The 15,403-nt window shown below is 72.0% G+C and carries 17 protein-coding genes; 6 read left to right on the top strand and 11 right to left on the bottom strand.

What is annotated here, in order from left to right:
• Positions 1-3: 3 nt before the first annotated feature.
• Complete coding sequence (locus G407_RS0106215) at positions 4-759, top strand: class I SAM-dependent methyltransferase (protein ID WP_029030116.1); 756 nt, start codon at positions 4-6, stop codon at positions 757-759.
• A gap of 22 nt (positions 760-781) precedes the next feature.
• Here the strand turns inward: G407_RS0106215 and G407_RS0106210 are convergent, their stop codons facing one another.
• The gene (locus tag G407_RS0106210) at positions 782-2,023 is read right to left on the bottom strand and encodes a site-specific DNA-methyltransferase (RefSeq protein WP_029030115.1); all 1,242 of its coding nucleotides are present in this window, start codon (positions 2,021-2,023) and stop codon (positions 782-784) included.
• Between the two features lie 343 nt (positions 2,024-2,366).
• On the opposite strand from G407_RS0106210, the gene accD reads away from it, so the two are divergent.
• The 4 genes from accD to G407_RS30245 are packed head-to-tail and all read left to right on the top strand — an operon-like array spanning position 2,367 to position 5,916.
• The gene (gene accD / locus G407_RS26090; protein ID WP_084327345.1) at positions 2,367-3,404 is read left to right on the top strand and encodes an acetyl-CoA carboxylase, carboxyltransferase subunit beta; all 1,038 of its coding nucleotides are present in this window, start codon (positions 2,367-2,369) and stop codon (positions 3,402-3,404) included.
• A 38-nt stretch (positions 3,405-3,442) separates the two neighbouring features.
• A complete protein-coding gene (locus tag G407_RS0106200) occupies positions 3,443-4,768 on the top strand; it encodes a bifunctional folylpolyglutamate synthase/dihydrofolate synthase (protein ID WP_029030114.1) in 1,326 nt (441 codons plus the stop codon).
• Positions 4,769-4,828: 60 nt separating this feature from the next.
• Positions 4,829-5,425: a septation protein A gene (locus G407_RS0106195; protein WP_029030113.1), complete on the top strand. Its 597-nt coding sequence runs from the start codon at positions 4,829-4,831 to the stop codon at positions 5,423-5,425.
• Positions 5,422-5,916, top strand: a complete 495-nt coding sequence (locus tag G407_RS30245; protein WP_052341014.1) for an HDIG domain-containing metalloprotein — start codon at positions 5,422-5,424, stop codon at positions 5,914-5,916. The genes G407_RS0106195 and G407_RS30245 overlap by 4 nt, the downstream gene beginning before the upstream one ends.
• An 11-nt stretch (positions 5,917-5,927) precedes the next feature.
• On the opposite strand, the gene G407_RS31570 is transcribed toward G407_RS30245, so the two are convergent.
• Positions 5,928-6,071 carry a hypothetical protein gene (locus G407_RS31570; protein ID WP_156917483.1) on the bottom strand — a complete coding sequence of 48 codons (144 nt, stop codon included), beginning with the start codon at positions 6,069-6,071 and terminating at the stop codon, positions 5,928-5,930.
• Positions 6,072-6,310: 239 nt separating this feature from the next.
• On the opposite strand from G407_RS31570, the gene G407_RS0106180 reads away from it, so the two are divergent.
• Positions 6,311-7,171, top strand: a complete 861-nt coding sequence (locus G407_RS0106180; RefSeq protein WP_029030112.1) for a DUF1206 domain-containing protein — start codon at positions 6,311-6,313, stop codon at positions 7,169-7,171.
• Here G407_RS0106180 and G407_RS0106175 read toward each other — a convergent pair.
• The 9 genes from G407_RS0106175 to G407_RS0106135 form a co-directional block, all read right to left on the bottom strand.
• Positions 7,164-7,940 carry an N-acetylmuramoyl-L-alanine amidase gene (locus G407_RS0106175; RefSeq protein WP_029030111.1) on the bottom strand — a complete coding sequence of 259 codons (777 nt, stop codon included), beginning with the start codon at positions 7,938-7,940 and terminating at the stop codon, positions 7,164-7,166. The two genes, G407_RS0106180 and G407_RS0106175, sit on opposite strands and share 8 nt — an antisense overlap.
• Positions 7,941-8,068: 128 nt before the next feature.
• Positions 8,069-9,313, bottom strand: coding sequence for a monovalent cation/H(+) antiporter subunit G (gene mnhG / locus G407_RS32260; protein ID WP_210163082.1), 1,245 nt, complete (start codon positions 9,311-9,313; stop codon positions 8,069-8,071).
• Entirely contained in the window at positions 9,310-9,603 is a 294-nt protein-coding gene (locus tag G407_RS0106165; RefSeq protein WP_052341013.1) for an MrpF/PhaF family protein, read from the bottom strand. The genes mnhG and G407_RS0106165 overlap by 4 nt, the downstream gene beginning before the upstream one ends.
• Positions 9,600-9,944 (bottom strand): Na+/H+ antiporter subunit E, encoded by a 345-nt coding sequence (locus tag G407_RS0106160; RefSeq protein ID WP_029030109.1) that lies wholly within the window; start codon positions 9,942-9,944, stop codon positions 9,600-9,602. The genes G407_RS0106165 and G407_RS0106160 overlap by 4 nt, the downstream gene beginning before the upstream one ends.
• Positions 9,941-11,488 carry a Na+/H+ antiporter subunit D gene (locus tag G407_RS26070; RefSeq protein WP_043539041.1) on the bottom strand — a complete coding sequence of 516 codons (1,548 nt, stop codon included), beginning with the start codon at positions 11,486-11,488 and terminating at the stop codon, positions 9,941-9,943. Before G407_RS26070 ends, G407_RS0106160 begins: the two co-directional genes overlap by 4 nt.
• The gene (locus G407_RS26065) at positions 11,481-11,879 is read right to left on the bottom strand and encodes an NADH-quinone oxidoreductase subunit K (protein WP_043539039.1); all 399 of its coding nucleotides are present in this window, start codon (positions 11,877-11,879) and stop codon (positions 11,481-11,483) included. The genes G407_RS26070 and G407_RS26065 overlap by 8 nt, the downstream gene beginning before the upstream one ends.
• Positions 11,876-12,283 carry an MnhB domain-containing protein gene (locus G407_RS0106145; protein ID WP_029030108.1) on the bottom strand — a complete coding sequence of 136 codons (408 nt, stop codon included), beginning with the start codon at positions 12,281-12,283 and terminating at the stop codon, positions 11,876-11,878. Before G407_RS0106145 ends, G407_RS26065 begins: the two co-directional genes overlap by 4 nt.
• 3 nt (positions 12,284-12,286) lie before the next feature.
• On the bottom strand, positions 12,287-14,611 hold the full coding sequence (gene mbhE, locus G407_RS0106140; RefSeq protein WP_029030107.1) for a hydrogen gas-evolving membrane-bound hydrogenase subunit E: 2,325 nt from the start codon (positions 14,609-14,611) through the stop codon (positions 12,287-12,289).
• 219 nt (positions 14,612-14,830) lie between these two features.
• A complete protein-coding gene (locus G407_RS0106135; RefSeq protein WP_029030106.1) occupies positions 14,831-15,289 on the bottom strand; it encodes a hypothetical protein in 459 nt (152 codons plus the stop codon).
• Positions 15,290-15,403 lie beyond the last annotated feature (114 nt).

The following is a 15,403-nucleotide window of genomic DNA, read 5'->3' as shown; positions in this document are numbered from 1 at the left end:
CCGATGGACGACCTCGCACTCCTCGTCGACCTCCACGCCGACGGCGCGAGGCAGGGTCCCGGCGGTGCGGAGGAGACCCGGCTTTCCGTGGCGCTGTCGGGCCTCGCCGGCCGCGCGGGGCTGCGCATCGCCGACGTCGGCTGCGGCACCGGCGCCGCCACGCTCGTGCTCGCGGACGCGCTCGACGCGCGAATCACCGCCGTCGACCTCCACCCCGTCTTCCTCGAGACGCTCGCGGCGGCCGCGCGCGCCGCCGGCCTGTCCGACCGGATCACGACGCGCGCAGCCTCGATGGAGGCGCTGCCCTTCGCGCCGGGCGAGCTCGACGCGATCTGGTCGGAGGGTGCGATCTACAACATGGGCTTCGAGGCGGGCGCTGCGGCCTGGCGGGGCTTCCTGAAGCCCGGCGGCATCCTCGCCGTCTCCGAGCTGACCTGGCTGACGGATCGCCGGCCGAGCGAGCTCGAGGCGCACTGGCACGCGCAGTATCCCGAGGTCGACACCGCCTCGGCGAAGATGGCGGTGCTGGAGCGCCTCGGCTTCTCGCCGGTCGGCTATTTCTCGCTGCCGGAGCGCTGCTGGCTCGAGAACTACTACGAGCCGCTGCGCCGACGCTTCCCCGGCTTCCTCGCCCGGCACGGCGGGGCGCCGGCCGCGCGGGCGATCGTCGCGGCGGAGGAAGACGAGATCGCCCTCTACGAGCGCTACCGCGGCTATTTCGGCTACGGCTACTACATCGCCCGCAAGGTCGGCGACTGACGCCGCGCGTCCGGGCGCGGCGTCACGCGGCGCCCATCGTGGCGCGCACCCGTGCGCGGTACTCGTCGATGACGACGAGCGAGCGGTCCCGCTCGGCGTGCCAGAAGGTCCAGCCGTTGCAGGCCGGGAGCCCCTGGGCGAGCGCGCCGATCTTGTGGATCGAGCCGACGATGCCGCCCAGCGCGAGCGTGCCGTCGGGCCGGACCACGGCCTCGTGGCGGCGGCGCCCGCAGATCAGCCGCTCGCCGGGCCGCACGAATCCGCTCTCCACGATGGAGAGGAAGGGCACGCGCGGCTCGGCGCGCTTGTCCGGCGCGGCCGCGATCGCCTCGGGCGAGAGCGGCTCGACGGCGTCGATCCGCGCGCGCGCCGCGGCCGCATAGCCCGGATCGCGCTCGATGCCGACGAAGTGCCGGCCGAGCTTCTTCGCCACGGCGCCGGTCGTGCCCGTGCCGAAGAACGGGTCGAGCACGACGTCGCCGGGATTGGACGACGACAGGAGCACGCGCGCGAGCAGCGCCTCGGGCTTCTGCGTCGGGTGGAGCTTGTCGCCGTCGGCGTCCTTCAGGCGCTCGCCGCCGGTGCAGAGCGGGATGAACCAGTCCGAGCGCATCTGGACGTCGTCGTTGCCGCCCTTGAGCGCATCGTAGTGGAACGTGTAGCCCTTCGCGTCCGGCCCCTTGGCGGCCCAGATCAGGGTCTCGTGGGCGTTGGTGAAGCGCTTGCCGCGGAAGTTCGGCATCGGGTTGGCCTTGCGCCAGACGATGTCGTTGAGGACCCAGAAGCCCGCGTCCTGCAGGGCCGAGCCGACGCGGAAGACGTTGTGGTACGAGCCGATGACCCACAGCGTCGCGCTCTTCTTCATCACCCGTCGCACGGCTCCGAGCCAGGCGCGGGTGAAGGCGTCGTAGGCCTCGAAGCTCGCGAACTTGTCCCAGTCGTCGTCGACGGCGTCGACCCGGCTCTGGTCCGGGCGCGTGAGCGCGTTCTCGAGCTGGAGGTTGTAGGGCGGGTCGGCGAAGACGAGGTCGACGCTCTCCGCCGGCAGCCGTTCCAGGGCGGCGATGCAGTCGCCGACGTGGATGGTGTCCCGGATCGCATCCCGGATCGTGTCCCGCATGTCCACGGGCGCGATGCGTCCCGGGATTGCGAAGCTCTTCGAGGGATGCGTGATCCCCATCCGAGGCGCCGACGCGGCTCGCCCGGTACGCGAAACCAGTTTCCGGGCGGCGGCGCCGGCGGCCCCGGTACGCGAGGTACCCATGGCCATGCACCGTGTACTCGACTGAACGGATCGGAGGATGCGGCCGACACGGTAAAGATCGCGTTTGCGCGGCGCAGAAAATGCGTCTCGGATTGGGGCTGCAGATATTGCCTAGCTCTTGATCCGCTTGCGTTTTCTTGGTTAAGGCGCGTTAAGGCGGCGGGTTCCGACGCGAGGCGGGCGGCGAGATCGTCCAGCGAGCCGTCTCGGGCGAGCGCCGGCGCGGAAGCGGCATTCGCCTGCCCGGCGTCGCCGGATTGGCATCCCCTCGCCGTTTGGATTATGAGAGGCGCCAGCCGCGCCCCACCCCACCGCGCTCGATTGCGCGCGAGGAATGCAGCCCATGAACTGGATCTCCGATGTCGTTCGTCCGCGCATCAAGACGCTGTTCAAGCGCGAGACGCCCGACAACCTCTGGATCAAGTGCCCTGACACCGGGCAGATGGTCTTCCACAAGGACGTCGAGGCCAACCTCTGGGTCATCCCCGGCTCGAACTATCATCTGCGCATGGGCGCGCGGGAGCGGCTCGCGAGCGTCTTCGACGGCGGCTACGAGGAGATCGCCCTGCCGGAGGTCGCCACCGATCCGCTCAAGTTCCGCGACGAGAAGCGCTACGTCGATCGCCTCAAGGAGAACCGCGCCAAGACCGGCATGGCGGACGCCGTGCGCGTCGCGGTCGGCGCCGTGGGCGGGATCGACACCACCGTCGCGGTGCAGGACTTCGCCTTCATGGGCGGCTCGCTGGGCATGGCCGCGGGCGAGGCGATCGTCACCGCCGCCGAGACCGCGTATGCCCGCAGGACGCCCTTCGTGCTCTTCGTCGCCTCGGGCGGCGCGCGCATGCAGGAGGGCATCCTCTCGCTGATGCAGATGCCGCGCACCACGGTCGCCCTGCGCCGCCTCAAGGAGGCGCGCCTGCCCTACGTGGTGGTGCTCACGCACCCGACGACCGGCGGCGTCTCGGCCTCCTATGCCATGCTCGGCGACATCCACATCGCCGAGCCCGGCGCCGTCATCGGCTTCGCGGGCGCGCGGGTGATCGAGCAGACGATCCGCGAGAAGCTGCCCGAGGGCTTCCAGCGCGCCGAGTACCTCAAGGAGCACGGCATGGTCGACATGGTCGTCGATCGGCGCGAGCTGAAGGGCACGCTCGTCACGCTCCTGCGCCTCTTCACCAAGGCGCCCGCCCTCGAGGCGGCACCGGGCTCCGCGCCACGGGCTGTCTCGCTCGAGAAGCGTGCGGGCGACGCCCCGCTCGCCATCGAGCGCCCGCGGGACGATGCGGGCGAGGCGCACGAGGCGGCGGATGCCGAGGGCAGCGGGGAGAGCCCCGCCGAGAGCCGCGCGGAGCCCGCCGCGACCGAGACCGCGCGCGGCTGACCCGCGCCACGCCCCCACGCTGACACAGGCCGCCGCCCATGGAGTCGTCGGACGCCATCCTCGCGCGCTTCCTCGCGCTGCACCCGAAGTCGATCGACTTCTCCCTGTCGCGCATCGAGCGCCTGCTCGCGCGGCTCGGCCACCCGGAAGAGCGCCTGCCGCCGACGATCCACGTCGCGGGCACGAACGGCAAGGGCTCGACCATCGCCTTCATGCGCGCGATCCTGGAGGCGGCCGGGCTCGTCGTGCACGTCTACACCTCGCCGCACCTCGTGCGCTTCCACGAGCGCATCCGCCTCGGCCGACCGGGCGGCGGCGTGTTCGTGCCGGAGGACCGGCTCGTCGAGACGCTGCGCGCCTGCGAGGAGGCGAACGAGGGCGAGCCGATCACCGTCTTCGAGATCACCACGGCCGCGGCCCTCTCGCTCTTCGCGGAGGAGCCGGCGGACGTGCTGCTGCTCGAGGTCGGGCTCGGCGGGCGCCTCGACGCGACGAACGTGATCGCGGAGCCGGCGGCGGCGATCGTCACCTCGATCGGCCTCGACCATGCGGAATATCTCGGCGACACGATCGAGAAGGTCGCCGGCGAGAAGGCCGGCATCTTCAAGCGCGGCTGCCCGGCGGTGATCGCGCGCCAGGACCACGAGGCGGCCGAGCGGACCCTCGCCGCCGCCGCCGAGCGCGCCCGGGCCTCGCGCATCCGCATCGGCGGGCAGGACTTCTCGACCCACGAGGAAGGCGGGCGGCTGGTCTACGAGGACGACGACGGGCTCCTCGACCTGCCGATGCCGCGGCTGCCGGGCGCGCATCAGCTCGTCAACGCCGGCGCCGCCATCGCAGGCCTGCGCGCGGCCGGCTTCTCGCGCCTGCCGACGGAGGCCTTCGAGCGCGGGATGGTCGCGGTCGACTGGCCCGGCCGGCTCCAGCGCCTGACCCGCGGCGTGCTGCCGGCGCTGGCGCCGGAGGGCTCCGAGGTCTGGGTCGACGGCGGCCACAATCCCGACGGCGGCCGCGCCGTCGCCGCCGCGATGGCGGACCGGGCCGAGCGGACCGACGCACCGTTGGTGCTGATCGTCGGCATGCTCGGCACCAAGGACGCGGCCGGCTTCCTCAAGAACTTCTCGGGCCTCGCCCGGGAGGTGGTCTGCGTGCCGATTCCCTCGCAGATGGCCGCCCGCCCCCCCGAGGAAGTCGCCGCGATCGCCGCCTCCGTCGGCCTCGTCACCTCGACGGCGCCGAGCGTCGAGGCCGCGCTCGCCGTCCTCAACGACACGGTCTGGGACGCGCCGCCGCGGGTGCTGATCTGCGGCTCGCTGTACCTGGCGGGAAGCGTGCTGGCGGCGAACGGGTCGCTGCCGGCGTGACACAGGCCGCGACCGCAGGCTCCGCTTGCCCTGCCCGCGCCCGGCGCGTAGGTTCCCGCCATGCTGAAGACCGAGGATCCCGCCCATCCGGCGCACCTGAACCCGCTCGCCAAGCTCGCTCTCGAGCTCGGGCCGCTGGGGCTGTTCTTCTTCGCCAACCAGCGCTGGGACATCCTGACCGCCACCGCGATCTTCGTGGTGGCGACGGTGGTCGCGCTGGCGATCCACTACGTCCTGGTCAAGCGCCTGCCGATGATGCCGCTGGTCTCGGGCGTCGTCGTCGTGGTCTTCGGCGGGCTGACGCTGATCCTGGCCGACGAGCTGTTCATCAAGCTCAAGCCGACGATCGTGAACTCGCTCTTCGGCGCCGTGCTGCTCGGCGGGCTCTGGTTCGGCAAGTCGCTCCTCACCATCGTGCTCGATTCGGTGTTCAAGCTCACGGACGAGGGCTGGCGCAAACTCACCTTCCGCTGGGGCCTGTTCTTCTTCGTTCTCGCCGCCATCAACGAGGTGGTCTGGCGCACGCAGACGACCGATTTCTGGGTGAGCTTCAAGGTCTTCGGCATCATGCCGATCACGCTGGCCTTCGCGCTCGCGCAGACGCCGCTGATCATGCGCCACGAGGACAAGAGCGGCGACGGCGAGAGCCCCGTGTGATCGCCGAAGACCGCGCCCGTGCGCTGCTGGAGGCGCACCTCGGCGGCGGCTCCCGCGTCCTCCACAGCGAGACCGTGGCGCGCCTGATGGGCGCCCTCGCGCGCGACCTCGGCGAGGACGCGCGCCTCTGGACCCTGGTGGGCCTGCTGCACGATCTCGATGATCGCGAGACCGCTTCCGACCGCACGCGCCACGGCGTGCTCGCGGCCGAATGGCTGCGCGACGACCTGCCGCCCGAGGGCCGCGAGGCCATCGCCGCGCACGACCATCGCACCGGCCGCAGGGCGACAACGCGGCTCGCGGCGTGCCTCAGGCTGTGCGACGCCTTCGCCATCGCCGCGGAGGAGGTCCCGGCGCAGGTCCTGGCCGTCGCGAGCGCCTCGGACCTGCGCGCCGCCCTTCCCGCCCGGCCGTACCTGGCCGACATGATCCTCGCGCTCTGTGTCGAGCAGGGCTTCGATCGTGCGCGCCTCGCGGCGGCGCACGGCTGACACATCACGCCTCAGCCGACGAGCGCACTCACCAGCCGCTCGAGCCAGGGCGGCGTGAACAGGACCGCGTAGGACGCGGCGCCGATCACGCTGGCGCAGGCGCCGATCACCGTTTCCGAGCGGTCCCTGGTGCGGTCGTTGGTGCGGTCCGTCATGGCCTCGTCTCCCGAAGGCGCCGGATGCGCCTGCCGGTCTGTCGGTGCCCGCCGCATGCGGGTTCATCTCCCCTTCGGGCGCGACCGCACGACTCCTCTTCGGCGCGACCGGACGACGGTTGCGCGGGCGCGATGTCCCGGCACTGTCGTCGCCCGTGAAGGCGGCGACGCACCGCGCTCGGAACCGCCGCGCGGCCGCGGACTTCATTCTCGGCGATGCGACGCACGGGGAGGCCGCGATGGCGAACGCGAACACGCTCGAGACCACCGCCCGGGTCGGCTACGCCGCCCGAGGCATCGTCTACATGATCGTCGGCGGGCTCGCCGTGATGGCGGCCGTCGGCGCCGGGGGCGACACCGGCGGCAGCCGCAGCGCGCTCGCGAGCCTGATCGACGAGCCGTTCGGCAAGGCGCTGCTCGCCGTGATCGCGCTCGGGCTCGTCGCCTTCGCGGTCTGGCGGGAGGTCGCGGCGCTGACCGACGCCGACCGTCGCGGCACGTCGGGCAAGGGCCTCGCCGTCCGCGCGGCGCACGTGATCAGCGGGATCGTCTATCTCTCGCTCGCCGTCTACGCCGCCGGCCTCGCCTTCGGCTGGGCGACCGGCGGGGGCGGGTCGGGAGACGAGGGCGCGCAGGGCTGGTCGGCCTGGCTGATGGCGAAGCCGTTCGGGCGCTGGCTGCTGGGCCTCGTCGGGCTCGGCATCGCGGGGGCCGGTGTCGGGTTCCTCGTCCGCGCCTGGAAGGGCGACGTGACGAAGCACCTCCACTACGCCCCCGCCCAGCGCGGCTGGGTCGTGCCCCTCGGCCGCGCCGGCTTCGCGGCACGCGGCATCGTCTTCCTGATCATCGGCGGCTTCCTCGTCGTCGCCGCCTGGCAGGCGCAGTCGAGCGAGGCGCGGGGGCTCGGCGGCGCGCTGCGCACGCTCCAGGAGCAGCCCTACGGCTGGATCCTCCTCGCGCTGGTGGCCGCCGGCCTGTTCGCCTTCGGCGCCTTCGGCGTCGTCCAGGCGGTCTACCGGCGCATCGATGCGCCCGACATCGACGACGCGGCCGGCGACGCGAAGCGCGCCGCGCAGCGCGGGGCCAGAAAGGTCAGCTGACGGGCGTTCGACCCCGCGCGGCCAGCAGGTCCCGCAACGTCGTGATGGTCGACGCGTCCGCCACCCCGTCGACGCGCTCGGGCCGGAAGTGGCGCTGGAACGCCGTCACGACCTGCTCCGTCGTCTCGCCGAACACGCCGTCGATCGGAACGCCCCAGCCGTAGAGCGCCAGCATCGCCTGCAGCGCCTCGATCGGCCGGCCCTCCTCGCCGCGCTGGAAGAAGCGGCCGTCGCGGATCGGCGTCGGCGCCACCCAGTGCCCGACGCCCTCTCCGGCGAGCCGCGCCCAGGGGAAGCTTTCGCCCGGATCGCGCTTGCGCGCGGGCGCGATGTCGGAATGGGCGAGCACCCGCTCGGGACGGATCGCCCAGCGGGCGACGAGGTCCCGGCACAGCGCGATCACCGCCGCGACCTGTGCCTCCGGATAGTCCGCGAGCCGCCCCTCGGCGTCGTGCCCGGGATGCGCGATCTCGATGCCGAGGGAGACGGAGTTGAGATCGGTCTCGCCGGCCCAGCTCGACACGCCCGCATGCCAGGCCCGCCGTCCCTCCGGCACGAGCTGCAGCGTGCGGCCGTCCTCGAAGACGAAGTAGTGGCAGGACACCTGGGAGACCGGGTTGCACAGCCATTGCAGGGCCTGCCCGGCATCCGGCATGCCGGTGTAGTGCAGGACGAGCATGTCCGGCCGCCGCCCGTCCTTGCGCTCGCCGTGGTTGGGCGAGGGGAAGACCTTGCGGGCGTGGGGGGATTCGGGTGTGGGATGGAGCATCGAACGTCGGGAACGGAGGATAGCGTGCAGCCGGCGCCGCGCATCCGCGAACCCTCCCTGGCAGACCGGACGCGGGAATCACAGCGTCCGGGAAGGGGGCGGGCCGCGGCGGCCGGCCCCCTCTTCTGTCACACCAGCACGTCCCCGCGCCAGCCCGGCACGATCGCATCCTGCCAGAACGTGCCGTAGGCGCACGCGCGCCGGGGCTGCGCCGGCAGGACGATCGCGGCGGCCTCGGCGAAGCGCGCCGGCAGGATCGCGCCCGCCGGCGCCTTGGGCGTGCGCACGTGCGTGACGGCGGCGCCGGCGTCGGCGGCGATCGCGGCGAGCGCCTCCACCTGCTCCCTCGCCGCCGATCCCACGACGGTCACGGCCTCGACCGGCCACAGCCGCGTCGCGAGCGCCCAGGCCGCGAGGCGCTGGGCGCGGCGCCCGCCGTCGTGCACGACGACGAGGGGACCGCCCGCACGGGCCTCGCCGGCGACGAAGAGGGTCGGGCCCTCGTGGCGGCGCGAGACCGCGAACAGCTTGTCGGCGAGCCGCTCCTCGAACACCGGCAGCGTCACGCCCGCGCCGTGGTGGCACCAGCCGTCGGTGGGGAGCACGAGCAGCTCGCGGCTCTCCGCCGAGCGCGCCGGGATCAGCGCCAGCGGATCGCCCTCCTCGTAGGCCAGCGCCAGGGGCTGCGGGCGCTCGCGCGTCTCGCGGTGCATCTCCTCGATGGCTTCGGCGAGCTTCGCCCGGACCACGTCGCGGGCACCGGGCACGCGGGCGCTCTCGATGCACTCGCGGTCGATCACCGCGACCGCCGTGAGCGGCGCGCCGTGCGCCTGCGCGAGCGCGATGGCGCGGCGGGTGACCATGCCCGCATGCGGGGCGATGACGGCGAAGCGCACGCCGGCGAAGCCGGTCTCGTAGGGCGCCTCCTCGATCGCCGGGGCGGGCCGCGGTGCGGCGACGGGCTGCCGACCGAAGACCGGCGTCGCGGCGCCGGCGACCGGCGCGGGGGCGAGGAAGCCGAGCCCGGTGCGCTCCTCGAGCGGATGCGGCGCGCGCGGCAGCACGCCGGCGAGCGCATCCTCCCGCGAGCGCAGCGGCGCGCCCGACACGTAGGCCGCGCGGCCGAGCAGGTGTCCCGCCACCGGCATCGTCCCGATCAGGAAGACGAGCGTGAGGAAGGCGACGACGGTCGCGTCCAGCGAGCCCTTGGTCAGCATGACGCCGAGGAGCACCAGGCCGGCGCCGAGGGTGCCCGCCTTGGTGGCGGCGTGCATGCGCTGGAACGGGTCCTCGAAACGCAGGACACCGACGGTCGCGATCACGAGGAAGCCCGTTCCGACGAGCTTGAGGGCGAGGGCGAGGAGCGCGGTCATGACGTTTCCCTCTGCTTCTTCTCGAGGAAGGCCGCGAAGGCGATGGTGGCGACGAAGGCGATCAGCGCGAGGCCGAGCCCGACGTCGAGGAACTCGCGCCGGCCGGTGACGACGGCGGTGAGCCCGCAGGCCGCGACCGCGATGCCGGTGAGCATGTCGAGCGCGACGAAGCGGTCGGCATAGCCAGGCCCGACGATCATGCGGAAGGCGGCGCCGGCGATGGCGAGCGCCAGCACCACGGTGAGCGCGAGCGCGACGGTGGTGAGGGCGGCGTCGATCTGCTCGATCATCCTTCGATCCTCCGGATCAGTGTCTCGAACGTGGTCTTGATGTCCGCGGCGACAGCCTCGGCGGAGGGGCTGTCGAGGACGTGGACGTAGAGCGTGTCGCGGGCCTCCGAGACGTGGAGCGACGTCGTGCCGGGGGTCAGCGTGACGAGGTTGGCGAGGGTCGCGATGCCCAGGTCGGTCTCGAGCGCGATCGGCACGGCGACGACGGCGGGGTTCAGCGCCGGGCGCGGCGAGAGCACCGCGCCGGCGACGCGCACCGCCGACTTCACCAGCTCCGCGACGAAGGTGACGAGGAGCTGGGCGAAGGCGAGAAGCCGGGAGGGGGAGAGGAGGATGCTCATTCGATGGCTCCCTGGGTCGCTGCGGGGTACTCGACGGTGCGCACGGGCGCCTCGCCGGGGAAGACGGCGGCGATGTAGTCGGTCGGGTCGACGAGCATCGCGGTCGCCGTGCGGGCGTACTCGACGAAAGGATCGGCGAAGAGGCCGATCGTCAGCGTCACCGCGCCGAGCAGGGCGATGGGCACGACGAAGGCCACCGGCACCGTGCGCGGGGTCGCCCGCACGAGGACGGGCTTCTTCCAGAAGGCCTCCATCCAGATCTTCGACATCGAGAACAGCGTCAGCGCGCCCACCCCGAGCGCCACGGCGGCGAGCCACCAGGCCTCCACCCGCAGGCTCGCGTCGATGACGAGGAACTTCGCCCAGAAGCCCGACAGCGGCGGGATGCCGGCGAGCGAGAGCGCCGGGATCAGGAACAGCACCGCGAGCCAGGGGTGAGACTTGAGCAGGCCTCCCGCCTTGCGCAGGTCGTCCGTCCCCGCCGCGTGCTTGATCGCGCCCGCGAGCAGGAACAGGTTCGCCTTCACGATGATGTGGTGGACGATGTAGAAGACCGCGCCCGCGATCGCGACGGGCGTCGCGATGGCCAGCCCCATCAGCATGTAGCCGATCTGGCTGATGATGTGGAAGGACAGGATCCGGCGCACGTTCCACTGGATCGCCGCACCGAACACGCCGGTGATCATCGTCAGCGCCGCGACGACGGCCACGATCTCGCGAAGCGCCCCGCCCTCCATCTCGAACATCAGCGTGAAGACGCGAAACGCCGCGTAGACGCCGACCTTCGTCAGCAGGCCCGCGAACAGCGCCGCGATGGCGATGGGCGCCGTGTGGTAGCTCGCCGGCAGCCAGAAGAAGAGCGGGAAGACGCCGGCCTTGATGCCGAAGGCGGCCAGGAACAGCAGCGCCGAGGCGGTGAGGCCGGGCGACATCTCCATCTGCGGCAGGATGCGCGCGAGGTCGGCCATGTTCAGCGTGCCGGTCGCGCCGTAGAGGAGCGCCACCGCGATCAGGAAGAGGATCGTGCCGAACAGGTTCATCGCGGCATACTTGAGCGCGCCGTCGATCTGCGCCCGCCCGCGCTGGACCACGAGCAGGCCCAGCGTGGTGATCAGCATCACCTCGAACCAGACGTACAGGTTGAAGATGTCGCCGGTCAGGAAGGCGCCGTTCACGCCGGCGAGCAGGCCGTGGAAGAGCGGGTGGAAGCCCGCACGCTCGTGGCGCTCCTTGATGTCGGAAAGCGCGAAGATGCCGACTGCGAAGGCGAGGATGCCCGAGATGGCGATCATCGCCGCCGACAGCGGATCGGCGACGAAGCTGATGCCGAAGGGCGCGGCCCAGGCGCCGAACTGCTTGGCGATGACGCCCTCGTCGATCACCGCCCAGACGAGCGCGAGCGAGGCGACGAGCAGGAGGGCGAGGCTGGCGAGCCCGACCCGGCGCTGCGCCACCGGGCTCTTCCACAGCGCGGCCGTGAGCGCGGCGGTCGCGATCGGGATCAGGACCGGCCAGAGGACGAGGAGGGCGGTGGCGTCAGCCATGGTTGGTCACCGTCTGGGAGGAGGAGGGCGCATCCGGCGCGCCGAGCGCCTCGGCGGCCTTCATCTCGCGCACGTCGAGCGTGCCGAGGCTGCGGTAGGCCTTCAGCGCCAGCGCGATCGCGAAGGCGGTCAGCGCGAAGCCGATCACGATGGCGGTGAGCACCAGCGCCTGCGGCAGCGCGTTCGCGGCGTCGGCGGAGAGCGCGTCCGACCCCTGCGGGATCACCGGCGGCATCGACGAGCCGATGCGGCCCGAGAAGAAGATCAGGAAGATCGCGCCGTTCGTCAGCAGCGTCAGGCCCAGGATCATGCGCACCACGTGACGCGAGAGCATCATGTAGAGGCCGCAGCCGACATAGGCCGCGATGGTGATGGCGTAGACGAGCGTCATACCGCGTCCTCCGCGTAGAGCCGGAACATGAAGGAGAGGACCCCGCCGACGACGACCATGTAGACGCCGAGGTCGAAGACGATCGTCGTGCCGAGCTTCACGCCCGCGAGGGTGCCCCACTGGTGGGTGAGGAACGACCCGTCGGTGAGGATCCCCGGCACGCCGGAGGCGAAGGCGACGGCGAGCCCCGCTCCCATCAGGACGACGGGGTGGAGGACGAGGGCGCGCCGCGCCGCCTCGACGCCCAGCGCGAGCGCCAGAACCGAGAACCCGGCCGCGCCGACGAGGCCCCCGATGAAGCCGCCGCCGGGCTCGTTGTGGCCGCGCAGGAGAACCCAGAGCGAGCCGACGAGCATGATGACGAAGAAGATCCGCACGACCGCGGTGAGGATGAGCGAGGGCATTCTTCAGGCTCCCTTGCTTGCGCGACGCGACCCGCCGCCCGAGCGCAGCAGCGCCCAGGCGCCGAGCGCCGCGAAGGCGACGACCGCGATCTCGCCGAACGTGTCGAGCGCGCGGAAGTCGACGAGGATGACGTTGACGACGTTGCGGCCGAAGCCCTCCGGCACCGCGGTGGCGGCGAAGTACTCCGTCAGCTCCGGGTTGAAGGGCTTGGCGGCGATCCACAGCGTGGCGACGAGGATGCAGGCCGCGAAGGCGGCCGCCAGCGCGCCGTCCATCCAGCGCTCTCCGGTCGTGCGCGACGACCGCGCCACGATCGGCAGCTTGAGCAGCACCGCCATGACGATGACGACGAACAGCGTCTCGACCGAGAACTGGGTCAGCGCCAGGTCCGGCCCGCCGTTGAGCAGGAAGACGAGCGCGAGCCCGTAGCCCGACAGGCCGACCGCCACGATCGCCGAGACGAGGGACGGCACCGCCGCGGCGACGAGGCAGCCCGCGACGATCAGCGCGCACACGACGAGGAGGTAGGGCCGCACCGGCTCGCCCGCGATCGCCGGCAGGACCGGGCCCTCGCCGGCGAGGAGGCCGTAGGCGAGCAGCCCCGTGACCGTCGCCGACACCACCGCCGCATAGACGCGCAGGTCCCCGTTCTGGAGGACGTTCGTCGACCAGCGCGCGAGCGCGAGCGTGCGCCCGAGCACGAGGTCGTAGCCGCGGTCGAGGAAGACCTCGTCGAAGGCGCGCCGGCGGCGCATGGCGAGATGGATCGGGTCCCAGAACCAGGCCAGCACCGCGCCGAGCGCGACGACGAGGCCGGAGAGCGCCAGCATCGGCGTGAAGCCGTGCCAGAGCTTGAAGGAGACATCGAACGGCGCGCCGTGGATCGCGATCGCCGCCGGCTCGATCAGCGCATAGGCGACGAGGGAGGGCACGAGCCCGAAGGTGACGCCGACGACGGCGAGGAGCAGCGGCCCGACCGTCATCCCCGGCTGCTCGCCGTGCTCGACATGGAAGGCCTTCTTCGGACGCCCGAAGAAGGGCCGCAGCGCCAGCACGCCGGCGATCGCCACCATGACGGCGTTGACGAGCACGCCGATCGTGACGGCCACCGTGTCGAGCGAGGACTCGAGCTTGGCCTCGAACAGGTACTCCTTCGAGATGAAGCCGATGAACGGCGGCAGGCCGGCCATCGAGAACGAGGCGAGCACGGTCGCCGCCGCGGTGAACGGCAGGAGCTTCGCCAGCCCGCCGAGCGCGCGCAGCCGGGTCTCGTGGGTCGCGTGGATGACGATGCCCGCGCAGAAGAAGAGCGTCGCCTTGTAGAGCGCGTGCGCCAGGATCAGGCCCACGACCGCCACCGACGAGACCGGCCCGTCGAGGCCGATCAGCATCACGAGCGTGCCGAGCGAGGCCACCGTCGAGTAGGCGAGCACGGCCTTGAGCTCGATCGCGCGCAGCGCCTGAACGGCGGCGATCAGCATGGTCAGGCCGCCGAAGAAGACCAGCGTCGCCCCCACCCACGGCGCGCCGGCGAAGACCGGGTCGAGCCGCGCCAGCAGGTACACGCCGAGCTTCACCATGGTGGCCGAGTGCAGGTAGGCCGACGCCGGGGTGGGCGCCTTCATGGCGTTGGGCAGCCAGAAGTGGAACGGGAACTGCGCCGACTTGGTGAAGGCGCCGATCAGCACGCAGGCCACGATGAGCGGGAAGAGCGGGCTGTCGAGCACCGGCGCCGGGTTCGCGACGAGGGCCGCGATCGAGAAGGTGCCGGCTTCCACGCCGATCAGGATGATGCCGGCGAGCAGCGCCAGCCCGCCGCTCGCGGTGACGAGGAGGGACTGGAGCGCCGCCTTGCGCGCCTTCGCGTCCTCGCTCTGGAAGCCCACGAGCAGGAACGAGAGCAGGCTCGTCATCTCCCAGAAGACGAACAGCGCGACGAGGTTGTCGGCGGTGACCGTCGCCAGCATCGCCGTCATGAACAGGAGGATGTAGAACAGGAACTGCGCCCGGACGAAGGCGGGCTTCTCGGCCATGTACGAGGCCGCATACAGCGTCACCAGCGTGCCGATGCCGGTGATCAGCAGCGCGAACAGGAGCGAGAACCCGTCCAGCCGGAAGGTCAGGTCGATGCCGAGCGAGGGCACCCAGGGCACCACCTCGACGATCGGCGCGGTGCCGACCGCGCCGATCTGCGCGAAGAACCAGGCGAACAGCGCCGCCGGCAGGACCGCGGCGAGCGGGCCGCCGAGCACGCCGGCGCGCGCGACCACGAAGGGCGCGACAACGGAGCCGGCGAGGGCGACGAGCAGGATGGTCGAGAGGTCCACGAGCAGAGCTCCTCCGTGAATTCGGGGGAGGCTCCGCAAGGCGCGTGCCAGGAACTCAAGCCATTGATTCAGCTAGAAAATCATGTCGCGGGCGACGAGCCGCGTCCGGGCTTCCGGACGTGGCGCCCGGTTCCGTGTCCGGATTCCCGAACGCGAGGCCGGCGCGTTCGGAGCTCCGGACGGCCGGATCGTCCGCCCTGCCTCAGTGCCCGCCCTGCCTCAGTGCCCGCCCTGGCTCATCCGCGCGTCGCGCGGGGCGCCGAGGATCTCGGCGAGCGACTGGGAGATGTGGCGCGCCTCCTCGTCCTGGAGGCGCAGCATGATCGGCGGCAGGTGGCCGGCACGCAGCGAGACCACCGCGTGGCCCTCCTGGTCGAGGCCGATGTCGATCGTCGGCGAGGTGACGTCGACGACCTCGCCCTCGATCGTCTCGGCGCCGTCCTCGCCGTCCTCCTCCGCGAGCTGCCGGGCGAGTTCCTCGGTCAGCTCCTCGTCGGAAAAGGCCTCCTCGAGCTCCTCGTCGTCGAGCGCCTCGTCCATCACGTCGAGCAGCTGCGTCAGCGCCGAGGCGAGCGTGCGCGCGGCGCCCGCGTCCATCACGATCGCGGTCGACTGGTCGTCCTTCTGGAACGAGAGCTGAATCTTGTCGCCTTCGACGGAAAGAGAGATTCCGGCCATGATGCTCCTTTCGGCGGTCCGGCATATATGGGAACGGTGCAGGGCTCCTGTCCAGAGGGCGACGGGAAGCGGCCCCGCTCCGGGAAGGAGCGGGACCCGTGTCGTCCTCGCCGT

Origin of the sequence: Salinarimonas rosea DSM 21201 (assembly GCF_000429045.1) — a bacterium.
GTDB lineage: Bacteria > Pseudomonadota > Alphaproteobacteria > Rhizobiales > Beijerinckiaceae > Salinarimonas > Salinarimonas rosea.
Note: the sequence above shows the minus strand (reverse complement) of the source record. Positions and strands in the feature narration are given on the sequence as shown.